Raw genomic sequence first — 17,756 nt, forward strand, 5'->3', positions numbered from 1 at the left:
CATTTGCGCGGTCGCAGGCCGGTGTTTTGCGGCTTGCCGGCAGCTGGCGAATGCTCGAGCCGAAGGGTGAGCAGACGGCCTTGTCGATAGTCGCGAAAGACGGTGCGTACGGCACGGCATCGTCCGAAAATCGATTGCCGGGCGGTCAACGTCTGCGGTCGGCGAACGCGTCGCGTGCCTGCATCGCCGTGTAGGTGAGCTGCGCGGCGGCAAGCCCGACAAGCCCGTACGCCCGCGTGAGGCCGAACGCCGCGAACGCCTCGGGCACGGCACGCTCGCCCGTGATGGCCGCCGCCAGCAGCTCGCCGGATACCGTCGTGGGCGCCATGCCGTGTCCGCCGAAACCCACCGCGTACCAGACGCCGTCGGTGCTTCGCCCGATCTGCGGCATCTTGTGACGCGCGTAGCTCATGAGCCCGCCCCAGGCGTAATCGATCCGCACGTCGTGCAGTTGCGGATACACCCTCAGCAGATCGCGCCGGAGCAGCCGCGCGATGGCCTCGGGCTCGCGCTCCCGCACCGAAATGCGACCGCCCCACAGAATGCGCGTGTCGCGCAGCGGCCGGTAGTAGTCGAACGCGAAGCGCGTGTCGTAGACGGCGCTTTCGCAGGCGATGGCGTCGGCGAGCCGCGCGCCGAGCGGTGTGGTCGCCATCACGTAGGTCGCGATGGGCAGCACCGCGCGCTCCACGCGCCGGTAGACACGCCGCGCGTAGCCGCCGCCCGCCATCACGACGTGCTGCGCCTCGATCTCGCCTTCCGCGGTCTGCACCACATAGCTGCTGCCTTCGCGGCGCAGGCCTCGCACCGGCGACTGCTCGTAGATCCGCGCACCGCCCGCAACGGCGGCCTGCGCCACGCCGAGCACGTATTTGAGCGGATGAAAGTGGAACGCGTTGCGCTCGAAGAGACCGCCGTGATAGCGCGTGGTTTTGAGGCGCGCGGCAAGTTCGGCTGCGCTGAGCGGCTCCCAATCCACGCCGAACGACGTCTTCATCAGCCGGCGCTGCGCGTCGAGCCGCGCCGGGTCGTCGAACCAGTTTGCGAGGATCACGCCGGCGTCGGTTGCGTCGCAGTCGATCGCATAGCGGCGGATGCGCTCGCGCATCAAGTCCACGGCCGACGTCGTGAGCGCGTAAAGCTCGCGCGCGCGGGGCGCGCCGAGAATGCGCAGCAGCTCCGCGCAATCCAGGCTGTAGCCGCCGAACACGAAACCGCCGTTGCGCCCCGACGCGCCGAAGCCCACCTGCTTTGCCTCCAGCACGACGACGTCGCGCACCCCGCGCTCCACGAGCCCGAGCGCCGTGGACAGTCCCGCGAGCCCGCCACCGACGATGCAGACCGCGGCGCTATGCCGGCCAGCAAGCTGCGGTCGTGCGGGGCGGGTGACGGTGGCTTCGTAATAGCTTTGCATGGCGAAGACAGGAAGGCGTAGGCGGAAGGCATCGGTTAGAACGAGCCGGCGCGGGTACTGCGATTGCTCAATCATGCACGAGGCTCGCACTTCGCGCGCGGCCGTCGGCACTCCACCAGGCAGTATCGTGCAGCAGCGCACATTGCATGCATGAGTGGACATGCAATCCGGTGCCGCGCACGAGTGTGTTGTGGCCGCGCGACTGATGTGAAGCGGTGTTTGTCCGTATTTCCCGAAGTCTGAACGCGCGAGCTAGACTGCTAAAAAGTGCAGCTTGAAAGTGCAGTCTGAAAAGTGCAGTGCAGCGATCTGGCCAACGCCAGGGAGAAGCCGCCATGAATCGGCCGCTGGTTCGATTTCCCGTTCGCGTCGCGAGCGCGGTGTCCATCTGGAGATGGATCAAGTGGGGGCTTGTCGCCGCGATTCTCGTCGCGGCGGTCATTGCCGGTCGCATCATTCAGATCGAGATCGAGACTTCCCGCCTGCAGGCGCACTATCTTTCCGAACTCACACGCGACGTCGGCTTCACGGTGGGTTCCGGTCCGAGCGACAGCATTCGTTTTCCTTCCCACGGTCCCTACGACGAACGCCTCGGCTACGCGCGCATTCCCGCGTTCGAAAAGCGGCTCGAGGCGCACGGTTTTGCCGTCGTGGCGCAGGCGCGCGATTCCGAACGCATGGCCGAACTCGCGGATCGCGGACTTTTCCTGCCCTATCAGGAGAAAGACGAAGCCGGTCTCGTGCTGCGCGATTCGAGCGGCGAGCCGCTGTTTTCGGCGCGCTATCCGATGCGCGTCTATGAGCGCTTCGACGACGTGCCGCCGCTTATCTCGAACTCGCTGCTCTTCATCGAAGACCGCTACCTGCTCGCGGCGGACCAGCCGAACCGCAATCCCGCCATCGACTGGGGGCGCTTCAGCCGCGCGCTGTTTGACCAGGGCGCGCGCTTTTTCAACCACCGTCAGCCCACGCCCGGCGGCAGCACGCTCGCCACGCAGATCGAGAAGTTTCGCCATTCGCCCGAAGGCCGCACCGCGACGCCGCCCGAAAAGCTGCGGCAGATCGCGTCCGCTTCGGTGCGCGCCTACCTGGACGGTCCGCAGACCATGCCGGCACGGCGCCAGATCGTGGTCCATTACCTCAACTCGGTGCCGCTGGCGGCGAAGGCCGGCGTGGGCGAGATCAACGGCATCGGCGATGGCCTCGCCGCCTGGTACGGCCGCGACTTCGACGACGTGAACCGCATTCTGCGCGCGCCACAGTCGGGTGCGACGCTCGACGAGCAGGCGCTCGCGTTTCGCCAGATGCTGTCGCTCCTCATCGCGCAACGCTCGCCGTCGCGCTTCCTCCTGCATGGCAACGAGGACCTGGAACGGCTCACGGATAGCTATCTGCGTCTGCTCGCGAACGGCGGCGTGATCACGCCCGCGCTGCGCGACGCGGCGCTCGCGGCGCATCTGCAACTGAGCACCGCGCGGCCCGTGCATACGGCGCAGTCGTTCGTCGCGCGCAAGGCCGTGAACGCGGTGCGCACGTATCTGATGAGCACGCTCGGCGTGAGCAACGTCTACGATCTCGACCGGCTCGACCTGACCGCCACGTCCACGCTCGACAACGCCGTTCAGCGTGCCGTGAGCGAGCGCCTCGCGCAGGCCGCCACGCGCGACGGCGCGAGCGCCGCGGGCCTCGTCGGCTTCGAGATGCTGACGCCGCACGACGACCCCTCGAAGATCGCCTACAGCTTCACGCTGTTCGAGAGGCGCGGCGACTCCAACGTGGTGCGCGTGCAGACGGACAGCGTGAACCAGCCGTTCGACATCAACCAGGGCGCGCGCCTGAACCTCGGCTCCACAGCGAAGCTACGCACGGTGGTCACCTACCTGCAGATCGTGAGCGAACTGCACGCGCGCTACGCCGCGATGACGCCCGCGCAACTGAAGCAGGTGAAGCCGGATCCGTCCGACGCGCTGACGCGCTGGGCCGTGGACTACCTCCAGCACACGCCGGACCGTTCGCTGCGCGCCATGCTGGACGCCGCGGTGGAGCGCAAATACTCGGCCAATCCTGGCGAAACCTTCTACACGGGCGGCGGCGCGCAGAGCTTCAACAACTTCGAGTCCAGCGACAACAGCCGCATCCTCACGGTCCACAAGGCGTTCCAGCATTCGGTGAACCTGGTGTTCGTGCGGCTCATGCGCGACATCGTCCACTACGAAATGATTCAGACCTCGGGGCCGCCGTCGCAATGGCTCGACGACCCCGCGGTGCGCCGCACGTATCTCGCGCGCTTCGCCGATCAGGAAAGCCGCGTGTACCTGAAGCGCTTCTATCAGAAGTACCACGGCAAGTCCGCCGACGACGCGCTCGCCACGCTGCTGCACGACGTGCGCAAGTCGCCGCCGAAGGTGGCCACCGTGCTGCGCAGCGTGGCGCCCGACCAGCCGCAGGCCTGGTTCGACGCGCAGATGCGCGCGGCCCTGAAAGGCACGCCCGGCCAGTGGCTCACCGACGACGACCTCGCGGCCCTCTACACGAAGTACAGCGTGGACCGCTTCAACCTGAACGACCGCGGCTACATTGCGCGCGTGCATCCGCTCGAACTGTGGACCGTGGACTACCTGCGCACGCACCCGGACGCAACGCTCGCGCAGGCGCAGGACGCGAGCGCCCAGGTGCGCGCCTACACCTACTCGTGGCTTTTCAAGACGCGCTATCACGGCACGCAGGACCGCCGCATCCGCCGCATGGTGGAAGAGCGCGCCTACGAGGCGATCGGCAAGTCGTGGCAGGCGCTCGGCTATCCGTTCGCGTCGATCACGCCTTCGTACGGCACGGCGATCGGCGCATCGGGCGACCGGCCCGCCGCGCTCGCGCAGCTCATCGGCCTCATTGCCAACGGCGGCAACAAGCTGCCGACGCACAGCATCGAGTCGCTCGAATTCGCGCAGGGCACGCCCTACGAAACGCGCTTCGCGAGAACGGCGACGCCGCCGCAACCGTTGATTTCGCCGGAAATTTCGGCGGTCGTGCATGGCCTGCTGGGCGACGTGGTGCAGGGCGGCACGGCGCGCCGGCTGGCCGAAGGCATGACGTTCCCCGACGGCCGCACGCTGCCGGTGTACGGCAAGACCGGCACGGGCGACCAGCGCTTCAACGTCTACGCACGCGGCGCACGACTCATCGAGTCGCGCAAGGTGAACCGTTCGGCGACGTTCGTGTTCGCAATCGGCGACCGCTTCTACGGCACGCTCACGGCGTGGGTGCACGAGCCGTATGCAAGCCGCTATTCGTTCACGAGTGCGCTCGCGGTGCAGTTGCTGAAGTCGCTGGCGCCGGCGTTGCAGCCGCTCGTGGATGCGCCCGCGAAGGCGGCGGGCAGCACACAGGTGGCGAATGCCGGTGCGCAGAGCACGCCGCTGCCGGGCGTGCCCGACGATGCCGCAACGCTGCAACGTGTGGCGGCAGCGGCGAACGCGGCACAGCGGTAGCGGCGTCTGCGGCCTGTATTGCGCGCGTCAAGGCGCGGCTCGAAGAAGCGAAAGAGGCGAAAGACGCTAAAGACGCAAAAGAGGCGAATGCAAACACGCGCGCCACAAGCCCGGCGTGCCGCGCACTGCCGCCGTCAATAGCCTGCCTGTGTAGCAGGCTTGAGAAACAGCTCGTGCGTCGGCGCGAAATGCGCGTAGAGCGGCAGGATCGCGCCGCCCATGGCGCGCGCGTCGGCGCCGATGGTGCCTTCCAGCAGTTGCGGGCGCACCATGCCTTCCCATTCGAAACGGTCCAGCACGCGTTCCGTGCGCCGGATGATTTCGCGCAGCAGTTGCCGGTCCAGTTCGCCGTCGATCACCACGGCTTCCAGGTCGAGCAGCGCCGCCGCGTTCGTGAGCGTCGCGGCGATGGCGGGGCACGTGGTGTCGAGCCATTGTTCCGTCAGGCGCCACAGGTCGGCGGACAACGCGCGATGATCGTGGGCAGCCGTGGCCGGTGCGCCCGCCGCGGCGAACAGGCGTTCCAGCACGAAGCCCGACGCGGCGTGCAGTAGTTGCCGCGCGGGGTCGGCCGCGCCGTGTGACTCCGGCGTGTTGCCGGCCAGCGGAATCGACCCCACCGCGCCCGCGTTGCCGTGCGGGCCGCCGTGCAGGCGTCCGTCGATCACGAGCCCGCCGCCGATGAACGTGCCCACGAACAGATACAGAAAGTGATTGATGCCGCGCCCCTGGCCCATCACGAGTTCCGCGGCGCAGGCGGCCGTGGTGTCTTTCGCGAACTCCACGGGCAGGCCCGTCATCGTTTCGATGCGCGTGCGAATGTCGATGTCGTTCCACGCCGCGAGCGCTTCCGGCGGCGCGCCGAGGAAGTCGCGCCAGCCGCCCAGCCAGAGCGGGGCCGCCACGCCTACGCCCACGATCTTTTTCGCGTGCGCGCCAAGCTGCGCGTTCACGCGCGCGAGCTTGGCTTCGAGCGCGGGAAAGAGCAGGTGCGGGTCGGGGTATTCGTATTCCAGCACGTCGCGTGTGCGCACGTTGCCCATGAAGTCCATCGCGAGCACGTCGAGGCTGCGGCGTCCCACCTTGATGCCGATGGTGAACGCGCCGTCGGGCGCCAGCGCGATGGGCACCGACGGCTGACCGATGCGGCCGCGCACACGCGGTTGCCTTGCGAGCAAACCGTCGTCGATCAGCCGGTCCACGATCATCGAGACCGTCTGCATGGAAAGCCGCGTGAGCCGGCCCACGTCTGCCTTCGCGAGCGGTCCGCGCAGGCGGATGGCCTGCAGCACGATGCGCTCGTTGAACTGCCGCATGCCCACCTGATTCGAGCCGACAGGTTGCCTGACGGGTTGCTTGAGCGGAGGACGGTGGCCGTTTTCCATCGCGAGAGGCGCGGGATGACGCGCGCGAAAATGAGAACAAAGCGAGAACAAAGCGAGCGCGAAGTACGAACGAAGCGCGAACGAAGCAGTCGGCTTCGGGAAGACGCGTTCAGGCAATCGCCTTCACGTCGGCTTCCTTCGCGCCCGTCATGATGGCCACCGCTTCGGACATGTGAATGTCCTTCGTTTTCACGAGTGCCGCGCGCCGACCGAGCCGCTGAATGTGGATGCGGTCGGCCACCTCGAACACGTGCGGCATGTTGTGGCTGATGAGGATCACCGGCAGGCCGCGATCGCGCACGCGCCGGATCAGTTCGAGCACCATGTTGCCTTCCTTCACGCCGAGCGCCGCCGTAGGCTCGTCGAGAATCACGACGTGGCGCGCAAACGCCGCGCTGCGCGCCACGGCCACGCCCTGGCGCTGGCCGCCCGAAAGCGTTTCCACGGCCTGCTTCATCGAGCGGATGCCGATCTGCAGGCCCTTCATGTGCGCTGTGGCTTCTTCGAGCATGCGCCGCTTGTCGATCATCTTGAGCAGCTTGCCGCGCCAGCCGGGCTTCACGAGTTCGCGCGCGAGAAACAGGTTCTCGGCGATGGTCATGGCCGGCGCCACCGCCAGGTCCTGATAGACGGTTTCGATGCCGTGGTCGCGCGCGTCGAGCGGACTGCGGAATTTCACGGGGCTGCCGTCCAGCAGGATCTCGCCTTCGTCGGGCACCGTGGCGCCCGAAAGCGCCTTGATGAGCGACGACTTGCCCGCGCCGTTGTCGCCGATCACGGCGAGAATCTCGCCGGGCATCACTTCGAAATCGCAGCCGTCGAGCGCCGTGACCTGGCCGTAGCGCTTCACGAGGCCACGTGCCGCGAGAACGGGCGTGGCGGTCGAAGAGGAGGGGAGTGTCGACATCGCTTGCTCCTTGCTTGCGAAACTCAGGCTGAGACTGGGGCTGTGGCTGTACTTGTACCGTCGGACGTCATGCGCGGCGATGCGAGAGCTTGTCCGCGGCCACGGCGAGAATCACGAGAATGCCCGTAATCAGCACCTGGTACACCGACGACACGCCGATCAGCGTGAGCCCGTTGCGGAACACGCCCACGATCAGCGCGCCAAGCAGCGTGCCGACGATCGTGCCGCGTCCGCCGAAGAGACTCGTGCCGCCCAGCACCACGGCCGTGATGCTGTCGAGGTTTTCCGTCTGCCCTGCCTGCGGGTCGCCCACGCCGGTACGCGCCACCGAAAGCAGCGCCGCGACGCCGTAAATGGCGCCCGCGAGCCCGTAGACCGTGAGCAGGATGCGTTGCGACGAAAGCCCCATGAGCCGCGCCGCTTCGGCGTTGTTGCCGAGCGCGTACAGGTGCCGGCCCGGCACGGTGTCGCGCAACACGAACCACGTGAAGAGGTACATGAGCAGCGTGAGCACCGTGCCGTACGTCACCTGCGCGTGCCCGACGCCGAACGTATTACCGAAGAACATGATCGCGTTCGGCAGGTTCGACACGCTCTCCGCGTTCGAATAGATCTGCGTGAGCGCGAATGCGATGTTCAGCGTGCCGAGCGTCACGATGAACGGCGGCAGCTTGATGCGCGTGATCAGCACACCGTTCAGGAGCCCGAACAGTGTCGTGGCCGCGATGCCGCAGGCGATGGCGAGCAGCGGCGGCAGCCCGAGTATCACGGCGAAGCGCGTCATCACGATGGAGCCGAACGCCATCACCATGCCGCAGGAAAGATCGATGCCGCCCGTCAGCACGATGAGCGTCTGACCGATCGCGATCACGGCAACCACCATCGTCTGCTGGAGAATCAGCGAAAGATTCTCGAACGAGAGGAAACGATTGCTCTGCGAGATGAAGAACGCACACGCGAGCACGAGGGCGAGGAACGGCCCGACATCGGCGATGGACGGCAGCCGGTCGGCGAAGTGATGCTGGCGCGGGCTGGGCGCCGGGGCGGTTGGAGTCGGCATGATGCACTCCTCTCAGGCAATGACGATGGCGGCGGGACGAACGGACAACGGCATGGCGGCGCTTACTTGTTGCCCCAGCAGTTCTCCAGCCCGAACTTCGAGTCCTTGCTGTCGACGCCGGACATGGGCTTGTCGGTGATGAGCGTGACGCCCGTGTCGTGGTAGCCGCTCGGCTTCTTGCCCGTCTTCGCGTATTCCACGCCCGCGTTCACGCCGAGTTCGGCCATCTTGAGCGGGTACTGCTGCGAAGTCGCCGCGATGGCACCGGCCTGCACGTTGCGCACGCCGTCACAGCCGCCGTCGACGGAGACGATCATCACGCTTTTTTCCTTGCCGGCTGCTTTCAAGGCGCGCCATGCGCCCGCCGCGGCCGGCTCGTTGATCGTGTAGACGAGGTTGATGTCCGGCGACTTCTGCAGGCAATTCTCCATTGCCGTCTGTCCCTTGGCCTGGTCGCCGCGCGTGTCCTGGCTGCACACGATAGAGGCGTCGCCTTCCTTGACGCCGAAGCCCTTCAGGAAGCCGTTGTGACGCAGCACGCCCACCGAGATGCCGGGCGCGAGATCGAGCGTCGCGATCTTCGCTGGCTTGCCGGCCATCGCCGCCTTCGCGTATTCGCCGATCAGCACGCCGGCCTTGAAGTTGTCCGTGGCGAAGAGGGCGTCGGTGGCGTCCTGCGGCTCGGTCGGCGTATCGAGCGCGATCACGATCGCGCCGGCCGCGCGTGCTTTCTTGATGCTCGGCACGATGGCCTTGGTGTCGCTCGGCGTAATGAGGATTGCCTTCGCGCCGGCCGTGAGCATGTTCTCGATCGCGGTGACCTGGTTCGCGTTGTCGCCGTCGAACTTGCCGGCCGCCGTGAGCAGCTTCACGCCGTTCTTTTGCGCCGCGGCCTCGGCGCCCTGGCGCATCTTCACGAAGAACGGATTGGTGTCCGTTTTCGTGATGAGGCCCACCACGACCTGGTCGGCGGCCTGCGCGGACGCGGCACACCAGACAGCGGAAACGGCGACGCTCAAGGCGGCAATGTGCCGGACACCGAGACGCCGCGCGACGGCATGCAGATGAAGATTCATGGAACGCTCCTCCGGTTTCTTGATGGACGACTGTGGGCGGCCGGCTGCGTGGCTCGGCTCTGTGGGAGTAAATCAATCGGCTTGATTTAGTACAGCAGTCGCGTGCGGCGTCGTCAAGGAACGCTAAACGATGCAAGGCGGCAGGGATGGGCGCGGCCGCGCACGAGAAGTCTTGCGGCGCAAGGCTTCGGCAATGTCGTGCGTTGCAGCAGGGCGCGTACCCCGATTGGGGTAAATCAGGAGGGCGGGTTGCCCGCTTTGGAACGGACGTTCGGGTGAATCGGCGCGCCGCGCTTAAGCGCTTGCCGGGTTTCCTCGGCTTCGGTCAGCTTTTATCGGCGGGCGCCGACGCGTCGCGCGACTGCGTCTGAATGGGCCCCAACACGTCGCGCAGATCGACGTTGCCGTGCGAGGGCCGGTCCAGCATCTTCACCTCGACGCTACGCAGATGGCGCGACATGAGGTCGGCGGCTTCGGCCGCGTGTCCCGCTTCGAGGGCGGCGACGATGGCGGCGTGGTCGTCGAACGAGCATGGGCTGCGGCCCAGCGATTCGTAGAGTGCCGAGATGAGCGTAGAGCGCGCGACGAGGCCGTTGAGGCAGTCGCACAGCACTTCGTTGCCCGTGAGCGTGGCAAGCTCGGTATGGAACTGGCCCGAGAGGCGAATCCATTGCGCGAAGTCGCGGCTCTCGAAGGCCTTGCGCTCCTGGCCGATCAGGCTCTTGATCGTCTTCAAATGGCGCGGCGTGCCGCGTTCGCCGGCTACGCGCTCGATCACGGCCTGCTCGATGATGCGCCGCATCTCGAACACTTCATGCACTTCCTTCAGCGACGGACTCGCCACGTAAGCGCCGCGGTTCGGCTCCAGATCGACCAGCCGTTCGCTCGCCAGCTGCGCGAGCGCGAGACGAATGGGGCCGCGCTTCACGCCGAAGATGTCGCACAGTTGCGCTTCGGTGAGCTTGGTGCCGGGCGAGAGGCGGTGTTCGAGAATGGCCGTGCGGATGTGGGCGGCAATGGCATCGGGCTTCAGATTGCCGGTTCCGTTGGTATTCGTTTCTGTCATGGCGGGCAGGGTTCGGATCGCGCTCCATCGTAGCGCGAATACAAAGACTGTCAACAATGTGGGATGCGGCCGCAGCGCATTTTTGGATGCCGGATTGTTATCAATATCTGGTGCGGGTCATGCCGCGTCACGGTGCAAATGCACCGGAATAGCGCGGCATTCAGTGCTCATTTACCGGTTGGGCGTGCCTTGAGTTGTCGAAATGATTCGAGATGCCAAGGAAATTTGTTGACAATCTTTTTGGCCACTTTACGATGACCCTCCAGCAACTCGGGTAATACGCGTGCGGCCGCAGCGTGTGCTCGCAGTCCGTGCTTGCAGTCGCATTTCCCGATGTGCAGTGAACGCAACCGCAGCGCCGCTCCATCCATTTTTCCAATCGGCAGCACCGCAGTAACCCCGCGCTTTCTTCGCCGAAGGCGTGGCGCTGCATCGTCCGTTCGCAGCGTCGCGCATCGCGGCGGGAGAGTCCATTTCGATCCGGCGCGATCGAGGCCGACCATTCATGTAGGCCTCGCGCGTGCTCCCTTCGACTGGAGGCCGTCATGGCTGACCTCATCAACTCCGCCGCCATCCCGGGGCGGCCTGCGGATGCGCAGGACGACATCGCGGCGCGCGCGGGCTACAGCGAGCGCCTCTGCAACGACGACCTCGCGCCGCTCGAGCACCAGCACTGGGGCGCCTACAACATCTTCGCGTTCTGGATGTCCGACGTGCACAGCGTGGGCGGCTACGTCTTCGCGGGCAGTCTCTTCGCGCTCGGGCTCGCGAGCTGGCAGGTCCTCGTTTCGCTGATCGTGGGCATTGCGATCGTGAACGTGTTCTGCAACCTCATCGCCAAGTCGAGCCAGAAGCACGGCGTGCCGTATCCCGTGATCTGCCGCGCCACCTTTGGCGTGCTGGGCGCGAACGTGCCCGCGGTGATTCGCGGGCTCATCGCGGTGGCGTGGTACGGCATCCAGACTTACCTTGCGTCGAGCGCGTTCGTGGTGGTCGTGCTGAAGTTCGCGCCTTCGCTCATGCCGTATGCGGACGTGCATCAGCACGGCTGGCTCGGGCTTTCGTCGCTGGGATGGACGGGCTTCATGCTGCTGTGGCTGCTGCAGGCGCTCGTGTTCTGGAACGGCATGGAGACCATCAAGAAGTTCATCGACTTCGCCGGTCCCGCCGTCTACGTCGTGATGTTCGTGCTCGCCCTCTACATGGTGGCGCGTGCGGGCATCTCGAACATCGGGCTCAACCTCGGCGAAGTGAAATACAGCGGCTGGGACGGTCTGCCCGTGATGATCACCGCGATCTCGCTGGTGGTGTCGTACTTCTCGGGGCCCATGCTCAACTTCGGCGACTTCTCGCGCTACTGCAAGAGCTTCGGCAGCGTGAAACGCGGCAACTTCTGGGGGCTGCCGGTCAACTTCCTGGCGTTCTCGGTCATTACGGTCATCACGACGTCGGCCACGCTACCGGTCTTCGGCCAACTTATTACGGACCCCGTAGAAACCGTGAGCCGCATCGACCAGCCGTTCGCGGTGGTGCTTGGCGCGCTGACCTTCATGGTGGCCACCATCGGCATCAACATCGTCGCGAACTTCGTTTCGCCCGCGTTCGACTTTTCCAATGTTGCGCCCAGTCGCATCAGCTGGCGCGCGGGCGGCATGCTGGCGGCCGTGGCCTCGGTGTTCATCACGCCGTGGAACCTGTTCAACAATCCCGAAGTGATCCACTACACGCTCGACGTGCTGGGCGGATTCATCGGACCGCTGTATGGCCTGCTGCTGGTCGACTATTTCCTCGTGAAACGCCAGCATGTGGTGACGGACGAGCTGTACTCGATGTCCGAGGAAGGCGCCTATTGGTACAGCAACGGCGTGAACTGGCGTGCGGTCGGGGCGTTGCTGCCCGCTGCCGCGATCGCGGTGGCCTGCGCGTTCGTGCCGTCGCTCAAGGCGTTCGCGAACTTCTCGTGGTTCATCGGCGTGGCGCTGGGCGGGGTGTTCTACTGGGTGCTGGCGCGCCGTTGAGGTGTGATCGGGCCGCGCGATGGGTCTCGCGGCCCGCGTGCCCCAAAACTGCCGCGCTGCTGCGCCCCGTTTCGTTGCGAAGCGGCGGCGCAACGCGTTTCACGTCTACTTCGCGAACAGCGACGCCCTATCCGCGAACGCCTTGATTTCGAGCGCGTTGCCCGACGGGTCCAGAAAGAACATCGTCGCCTGTTCGCCCACTTCGCCCTTGAAGCGGATATGCGGTTCGATGATGAAGTCGATGCCCGCGGCCGTCAGCTTCGCCGAAATCTGTTCCCACTCGGGCATGGAAAGCACGACGCCGAAATGGCGGACAGGCACGGCGTCGCCATCCACCGCGCTTGTCTTGCGATGCCCGATTTCCTCGGGCGCGAGGTGCGCGACGATCTGATGCCCATAGAAATTGAAGTCCACCCAGTTTTCCGAGCTGCGGCCTTCGGGGCAGCCCAACAGGGAGCCGTAGAACTCGCGCGCGGCCGCGATGCTGTGAACGGGGAAGGCGAGATGGAACGGCGGAATCGCGGTGGATGCGGTGTTGGAGGCGGCGGCGGTCTGGCTCATGGCGATGGGTGGCTGTGCAGTGTGATCGGTTAGAAAACGCCCAGTCTACTCATGACGGAAATTGGCGAGAAACGATATATTTTCGTGCTCAGCACAAAATTTATCGATGAATCGTCATGCTTCGCGAACTCAAGACTTTCCTCGCCGTAGCCGAGCACGGTACGTTTTCGGCGGCCGGCGCGCGCATCGGGCTCACGCAGTCGGCGGTGAGTGCGCAGATGCAACGGCTCGAAGAGGAACTCGGTGTCGTGTTGTTCGACCGCACGGGGCGTTCGGCGCGACTCTCGCCGGCCGGACGCGAAACGCTCGCGCTCGCCGGCGAACTGATGTCGCTCTACGCGCGCCTCGGCAAACGCGGCGCCGCCGCGCAGAAAACCGGTGTGCTGCGCGTGGGCGCGATTGCCTCGGCGCAGACGTCGTTTCTGGTCGGCGCCATTCACGCCTTTTGCAGCCAGTGGCCGGGCTGGCGCATTCGCGTGGTGCCGGGCGTGTCGCTGAATCTGCTCGGTCAGGTGGACGCGGGCGAGATCGACGCGGCCGTCATCATTCGCCCGCCGTTTGCACTGCCCTCGGAACTCGCGTGGCGCACGCTTGCCGTCGAGCCGTTCACGCTGCTCGTGCCCGATGCGCTTGCCGCCACCGACTGGCGCACCGTGCTCAAGACGGCACCGTTCGTGCGTTACGACCGCAGTTCGTTCGGCGGCCGTGTGGTGGACCGCTTTCTGCGCCGCGCGCGGATCACGGTTCGCGACGTGGTGGAACTCGATGAACTCGACGCCATCGTGCAGTTGGTGGCGCACGGCGTGGGCTGCGCGCTGGTGCCGAAGACCTTGGGACGCACGGCATGGCCGCCAGGTGTGACGGCGCTCGACGTGGGCGATCCGTCGTTCTGCCGAGAAATCGGCCTGGTGGAGCGGGCGCCGCATAGCCGTAGCGAGGCCGCGCACGCGTTCGCCGACGCGGTGAGCGTTGCGGCGCAGTCGTGGCCGGCGCGGGTGGAGAGAGTGGAGAGAGTGGAGAAGCCGAAGAGGGCGAAGAAGGCGAAGAAGGCAAAGGGGACGCAGCCGCAGCCGCGTGCGGCGCAGACCCAACCCAAACCAGCAGGTGCACGAGGCATGGCGAAGGCCGGGAGAAAACGCTAGATCCCCGGCCACCGCGCGGCGCAGCCCTTACGCTTCGAGCGCCAGCGTCGCGAACGTGGCGAGCCAGTGCTCGCCCATGTAGTCTCCGGCCACGTGATCGAGCGCGGTGGCCAGATGCGTTTCAGCGGCGTCGAGCAGCACCGCCACGCGCGGGTCGGCAGGCGGCAGCACGCGCGCCAGCGAGCGCTGGCACCACGCGCGGCTCAGGTTGAGGCCGTCGAGGTGCGCGATCTTGCCGTCAGTGCGATCCGTGACCGTGGCGGGCGTGAACAGCGTGGCGGGCTCGCGCGCGGCGAGCCCCGGCAGGAAGCGCGTGAGCCACGGCTCGAACTCGCGCGGCGCGAGCACGCGGCTCATCAACTCTGCTTCCATCAGCGAAGGCGAAAGGAACTCGTCGCCGGAGGGCTCCCACGCCTGGCACGCCGCGTCGTCCAGATACCAGCGCCTCGCGGTCTCTTCGATCAGCGCGGCCAGCGAGTCGCGCGACGTGCGCCGCGCGAAATCCAGCGCCAGCGCCAGGGCGAACGCCGTATTGAAGTGCGTGCCGACCCGCAGCGGGTACGTTGCCTTCGGCAGGAATTCCTCGAAGCGCTCGACGAAGGCTTCCGTGAGCGGCGCAAGTGTCTGCGACCAGCGCGGCGCCTGCGGCACCCTCAATTCAGCGGCTTCGGCTGCGAGCGCCAGGAGCCATGCCCATCCGTAAGGCCGCTCGAAGCCGCGGTTGTGCGGCAGATCGAGGTAGGCGCGCTCGCCGGCCACTTTTTCCTCGGTGAAATGCTCGTCCACTACCGCGACGATCTGCTGGGCTTCGGGCAAGCCGGGGAAGCGATCGATCAGACGCAGCACGAGCCAATAGCCGTGCACGCACGAATGCCAGTCGTAGCTGCCGTAGAAAATGGGATGCAGCGCACGCGGCCCCTGCACGTCCTGCGGACCGGCGAGCGAATGCGTGAGCTTGTTGGGGTACTCGCGCGTGAGGTGGCCGAGCGCGAGCGTGGCGAACTTCGATGCAAGGGCGGAGGTGAGTTGTGCGGACATCGGCGCCTCGTGGGGAGTCGGTACAGGGTGCAGCGGCGAATGTTACACGACAGATTATCGATAAATGATCGATAAAGTGAAGCGCGGGGAAGCGCGGGTAGGTGGTAGGGCTTGGCTGGGCCTGGTCGCCGGTGATGGTTTGCGTTGCGGAGCCCGAAGCCCGAAGCCCGAAGCCCGAAGCCCGAAGCCCGAAGCCCGAAGCCCGAAGCCCGAAGCCCGAAGCCCGAAGCCCGAAGCCCGAAGCCCGAAGCCCAAAGCCCAAAGCCCAAAGCCCAAAGCCCAAAGCCCAAAGCCCAAAGCCCAAAGCCCAAAGCCCAAAGCCCAAAGCCCAAAGCCCCGCGCTCAACCCTCCCGCGCTGCCCCCGAGCCATCGCCTTGAACGCTCGCCCGTCCGGCTTGAACCGCCCGCGCCGCCTCCAGCCGCTTCGCGGCTTCGCCCACCTCCTGGCTGAACTGCACGAGTGCCGCGACCGCCACGTCCGGCGGCTGCAAGGCGGCCCACAGCACGTCGATGAGCCGCTCGGCCGTGGTTTCGATATCGATGCGGCGGTTCGCCAGCGTAGCGTCCCACAACACGTGTTCCATCGGTCCGAACACGAGCGAGCGCAAGAGCCGCAACGGCACGTCGGCGCGCACCTGCCCGCCTTGCTGGCCGCGCGCCAGCACGCGCATGAGCGGCGCGGTGTAGCGGCGTTGCAGGTCGGTGAGCGCTTCGGAGAGTTCGTGGTGGCGCGTGCGGCCCTCGGACAGCACCAGCGCGCACAGGCCCGTGCCGTTCACGAGCATCAACCGCAAATGCGTGCGCACGATGAACGCGAACTGCTGGCGCACGGAGCCGTCGCGCGGCAGGCCCGTTTCGATGGCGTCGATGATCTCGTCGTACCAGTCGCCGATCACGCGCGCGCACAACTCGCGCTTGCCGCGAAAGTAGCTGAACACGGTGGCCTCGGAAATGCCGAGCCGCTGGGCGATCTCGGCCGTGGTGGCGCGTTCGTAGCCTTTTTCGGAGAACACGTCGCGCCCGGCCTGAAGAATTTCCTTCACGCGCTGCTGCGACTTGCGTCCCGCAGGCTGCCGGCGCGTGGAAGGCGAGGTGGGCGAAGGCTGGGCGGCCGGGGTAGCGGACGACATATGAGCAAAGGTCACTTTCAGGTGGCTGGGTTGGGCGAATGCCCGCAATTACCCGTGAAGGATAGTCCATGTTACATGGCTTCGAGAAGGCTCAATGGAAAATCTGAGTAAGGCTCAGAAATACCTATTGACGTATACGTAAATGTGGCGTGAAATTCGCGTTGACCGGCGCGCCAGCCGCGCGCCCCACGCGTCTTTACGGCGTCGTCTTTATGGCGTCTTCAGGCGCCCCCACGAATACCAGGAGACATCGATGACCAACGTGCCCGGCCTGCAATTCCCGCTCGGTGAAGAAATCGAAATGCTGCGCGACAGCCTGGCTGGCTTCGCGGCGAAAGAGATCGCGCCGCGCGCCGCCGAAATCGACCGCACCGACCAGTTCCCGATGGACCTGTGGCGCAAGTTCGGCGACCTGGGCGTGCTGGGCATGACGGTCTCCGAGGAATACGGCGGCGCGAACATGGGCTACACGGCGCACATGGTGGCGATGGAGGAAATCTCGCGCGCGTCGGCGTCGGTCGGGCTCTCGTACGGCGCGCATTCGAACCTCTGCGTGAACCAGATCCACCGCAACGGCACCGAGGCGCAGAAGCGTAAGTACCTGCCTAAGCTCGTGTCGGGCGAGCACGTCGGCGCGCTCGCCATGAGCGAACCCAACGCGGGCTCGGACGTGGTCAGCATGAAGCTGCGCGCGGACCGCAAGGGCGACCGTTACGTGCTGAACGGCACGAAGATGTGGATCACCAACGGCCCGGATTGCGACACGCTCGTGGTCTACGCGAAGACCGATCCCGAAGCGGGCGCCCGCGGCATCACGGCGTTCATCGTCGAGAAGGGCATGAAGGGTTTTTCCGTGGCGCAGAAGCTCGACAAGCTCGGCATGCGCGGCTCGCACACGGGCGAACTCGTGTTCCAGGACGTGGAAGTGCCCGAAGAAAACGTGCTGGGCCAGCTCAACGGCGGCGTGAAGGTGCTGATGAGCGGCCTCGACTACGAGCGCGCCGTGCTGGCGGGCGGCCCCACCGGCATCATGCTCGCCGTGATGGACGCCGTGGTGCCCTACATCCACGACCGCAAGCAGTTCGGCCAGTCCATCGGCGAATTCCAGCTCATCCAGGGCAAGGTGGCCGACCTTTACACCACATTGCAGGCCTGCCGCGCGTATCTCTACGCCGTAGGTCGTCAACTCGACACACTGGGCCGCGAACATGTGCGTCAGGTGCGCAAGGACTGCGCGGGCGTGATTCTCTACACCGCCGAAAAGGCCACGTGGATGGCCGGCGAAGCCATCCAGATTCTGGGCGGCAACGGCTACATCAACGAGTACCCCGTGGGCCGCCTGTGGCGCGACGCGAAGCTCTACGAGATCGGCGCGGGCACGAGCGAGATTCGCCGCATGCTGATCGGCCGCGAGCTGTTCGCGGAAACGATGTAAGGCGCCGCCGCACACGGCGCCACGAACCACAGGCA

At 66.1% G+C, this 17,756-nt stretch carries 13 protein-coding genes; 4 read left to right on the forward strand and 9 right to left on the reverse strand.

The genetic code is table 11. The annotated features are described in order from the left end of the window. Window positions 1-145: 145 nt before the first annotated feature. On the reverse strand, window positions 146-1,414 hold the full coding sequence (locus U0042_RS06990) for an NAD(P)/FAD-dependent oxidoreductase (protein WP_114811968.1): 1,269 nt from the start codon (window positions 1,412-1,414) through the stop codon (window positions 146-148). Between the two features lie 335 nt (window positions 1,415-1,749). Here U0042_RS06990 and U0042_RS06995 point away from each other — a divergent pair, with 335 nt between their 5' ends. Next, window positions 1,750-4,902: a transglycosylase domain-containing protein gene (locus tag U0042_RS06995; RefSeq protein ID WP_114811970.1), complete on the forward strand. Its 3,153-nt coding sequence runs from the start codon at window positions 1,750-1,752 to the stop codon at window positions 4,900-4,902. Between the two features lie 134 nt (window positions 4,903-5,036). Here the strand turns inward: U0042_RS06995 and U0042_RS07000 are convergent, their stop codons facing one another. The 5 genes from U0042_RS07000 to U0042_RS07020 form a co-directional block, all read right to left on the reverse strand. Then, complete coding sequence (locus tag U0042_RS07000; protein WP_114812031.1) at window positions 5,037-6,287, reverse strand: ROK family transcriptional regulator; 1,251 nt, start codon at window positions 6,285-6,287, stop codon at window positions 5,037-5,039. A gap of 109 nt (window positions 6,288-6,396) precedes the next feature. Next, on the reverse strand, window positions 6,397-7,194 hold the full coding sequence (locus tag U0042_RS07005) for an ATP-binding cassette domain-containing protein (protein ID WP_114811972.1): 798 nt from the start codon (window positions 7,192-7,194) through the stop codon (window positions 6,397-6,399). Window positions 7,195-7,261: 67 nt separating this feature from the next. Continuing rightward, a complete protein-coding gene (locus U0042_RS07010) occupies window positions 7,262-8,254 on the reverse strand; it encodes an ABC transporter permease (protein ID WP_114811974.1) in 993 nt (330 codons plus the stop codon). Window positions 8,255-8,316: 62 nt separating this feature from the next. Beyond that, complete coding sequence (locus U0042_RS07015; protein WP_114811976.1) at window positions 8,317-9,330, reverse strand: sugar ABC transporter substrate-binding protein; 1,014 nt, start codon at window positions 9,328-9,330, stop codon at window positions 8,317-8,319. A 325-nt stretch (window positions 9,331-9,655) separates the two neighbouring features. Continuing rightward, complete coding sequence (locus U0042_RS07020) at window positions 9,656-10,396, reverse strand: GntR family transcriptional regulator (protein WP_114811978.1); 741 nt, start codon at window positions 10,394-10,396, stop codon at window positions 9,656-9,658. 545 nt (window positions 10,397-10,941) lie between these two features. Between U0042_RS07020 and U0042_RS07025 the strand changes: the two genes are divergently transcribed. Beyond that, window positions 10,942-12,414 (forward strand): NCS1 family nucleobase:cation symporter-1, encoded by a 1,473-nt coding sequence (locus U0042_RS07025; protein ID WP_114811979.1) that lies wholly within the window; start codon window positions 10,942-10,944, stop codon window positions 12,412-12,414. Window positions 12,415-12,519: 105 nt separating this feature from the next. Here the strand turns inward: U0042_RS07025 and U0042_RS07030 are convergent, their stop codons facing one another. Next, a complete protein-coding gene (locus tag U0042_RS07030) occupies window positions 12,520-12,975 on the reverse strand; it encodes a VOC family protein (RefSeq protein ID WP_114811981.1) in 456 nt (151 codons plus the stop codon). Window positions 12,976-13,091: 116 nt separating this feature from the next. Between U0042_RS07030 and U0042_RS07035 the strand changes: the two genes are divergently transcribed. Continuing rightward, window positions 13,092-14,117: a LysR family transcriptional regulator gene (locus tag U0042_RS07035; protein ID WP_114811983.1), complete on the forward strand. Its 1,026-nt coding sequence runs from the start codon at window positions 13,092-13,094 to the stop codon at window positions 14,115-14,117. Window positions 14,118-14,144: 27 nt separating this feature from the next. Here the strand turns inward: U0042_RS07035 and U0042_RS07040 are convergent, their stop codons facing one another. Next, window positions 14,145-15,155, reverse strand: coding sequence for a DUF2891 domain-containing protein (locus U0042_RS07040; RefSeq protein WP_114811985.1), 1,011 nt, complete (start codon window positions 15,153-15,155; stop codon window positions 14,145-14,147). A 342-nt stretch (window positions 15,156-15,497) separates the two neighbouring features. Continuing rightward, a complete protein-coding gene (locus tag U0042_RS07045) occupies window positions 15,498-16,286 on the reverse strand; it encodes a TetR/AcrR family transcriptional regulator (protein WP_114815119.1) in 789 nt (262 codons plus the stop codon). A gap of 253 nt (window positions 16,287-16,539) precedes the next feature. Between U0042_RS07045 and U0042_RS07050 the strand changes: the two genes are divergently transcribed. Continuing rightward, the gene (locus tag U0042_RS07050) at window positions 16,540-17,721 is read left to right on the forward strand and encodes an isovaleryl-CoA dehydrogenase (protein WP_114815120.1); all 1,182 of its coding nucleotides are present in this window, start codon (window positions 16,540-16,542) and stop codon (window positions 17,719-17,721) included. Window positions 17,722-17,756 lie beyond the last annotated feature (35 nt).

The organism is Paraburkholderia kururiensis, from assembly GCF_034424375.1.
Taxonomy (GTDB): domain Bacteria; phylum Pseudomonadota; class Gammaproteobacteria; order Burkholderiales; family Burkholderiaceae; genus Paraburkholderia; species Paraburkholderia kururiensis_A.

Bases quoted from the DNA above. Each gene is read 5' to 3' on its own strand.
- U0042_RS06990 (WP_114811968.1), bottom strand. From the start codon at position 1,414: ATGCAAAGCTATTACGAAGCCACCGTCACCCGCCCCGCACGACCGCAG.
- U0042_RS06995 (WP_114811970.1), top strand. From the start codon at position 1,750: ATGAATCGGCCGCTGGTTCGATTTCCCGTTCGCGTCGCGAGCGCGGTG.
- U0042_RS07000 (WP_114812031.1), bottom strand. From the start codon at position 6,287: ATGGAAAACGGCCACCGTCCTCCGCTCAAGCAACCCGTCAGGCAACCT.
- U0042_RS07005 (WP_114811972.1), bottom strand. From the start codon at position 7,194: ATGTCGACACTCCCCTCCTCTTCGACCGCCACGCCCGTTCTCGCGGCA.
- U0042_RS07010 (WP_114811974.1), bottom strand. From the start codon at position 8,254: ATGCCGACTCCAACCGCCCCGGCGCCCAGCCCGCGCCAGCATCACTTC.
- U0042_RS07015 (WP_114811976.1), bottom strand. From the start codon at position 9,330: ATGAATCTTCATCTGCATGCCGTCGCGCGGCGTCTCGGTGTCCGGCAC.
- U0042_RS07020 (WP_114811978.1), bottom strand. From the start codon at position 10,396: ATGACAGAAACGAATACCAACGGAACCGGCAATCTGAAGCCCGATGCC.
- U0042_RS07025 (WP_114811979.1), top strand. From the start codon at position 10,942: ATGGCTGACCTCATCAACTCCGCCGCCATCCCGGGGCGGCCTGCGGAT.
- U0042_RS07030 (WP_114811981.1), bottom strand. From the start codon at position 12,975: ATGAGCCAGACCGCCGCCGCCTCCAACACCGCATCCACCGCGATTCCG.
- U0042_RS07035 (WP_114811983.1), top strand. From the start codon at position 13,092: ATGCTTCGCGAACTCAAGACTTTCCTCGCCGTAGCCGAGCACGGTACG.
- U0042_RS07040 (WP_114811985.1), bottom strand. From the start codon at position 15,155: ATGTCCGCACAACTCACCTCCGCCCTTGCATCGAAGTTCGCCACGCTC.
- U0042_RS07045 (WP_114815119.1), bottom strand. From the start codon at position 16,286: ATGTCGTCCGCTACCCCGGCCGCCCAGCCTTCGCCCACCTCGCCTTCC.
- U0042_RS07050 (WP_114815120.1), top strand. From the start codon at position 16,540: ATGACCAACGTGCCCGGCCTGCAATTCCCGCTCGGTGAAGAAATCGAA.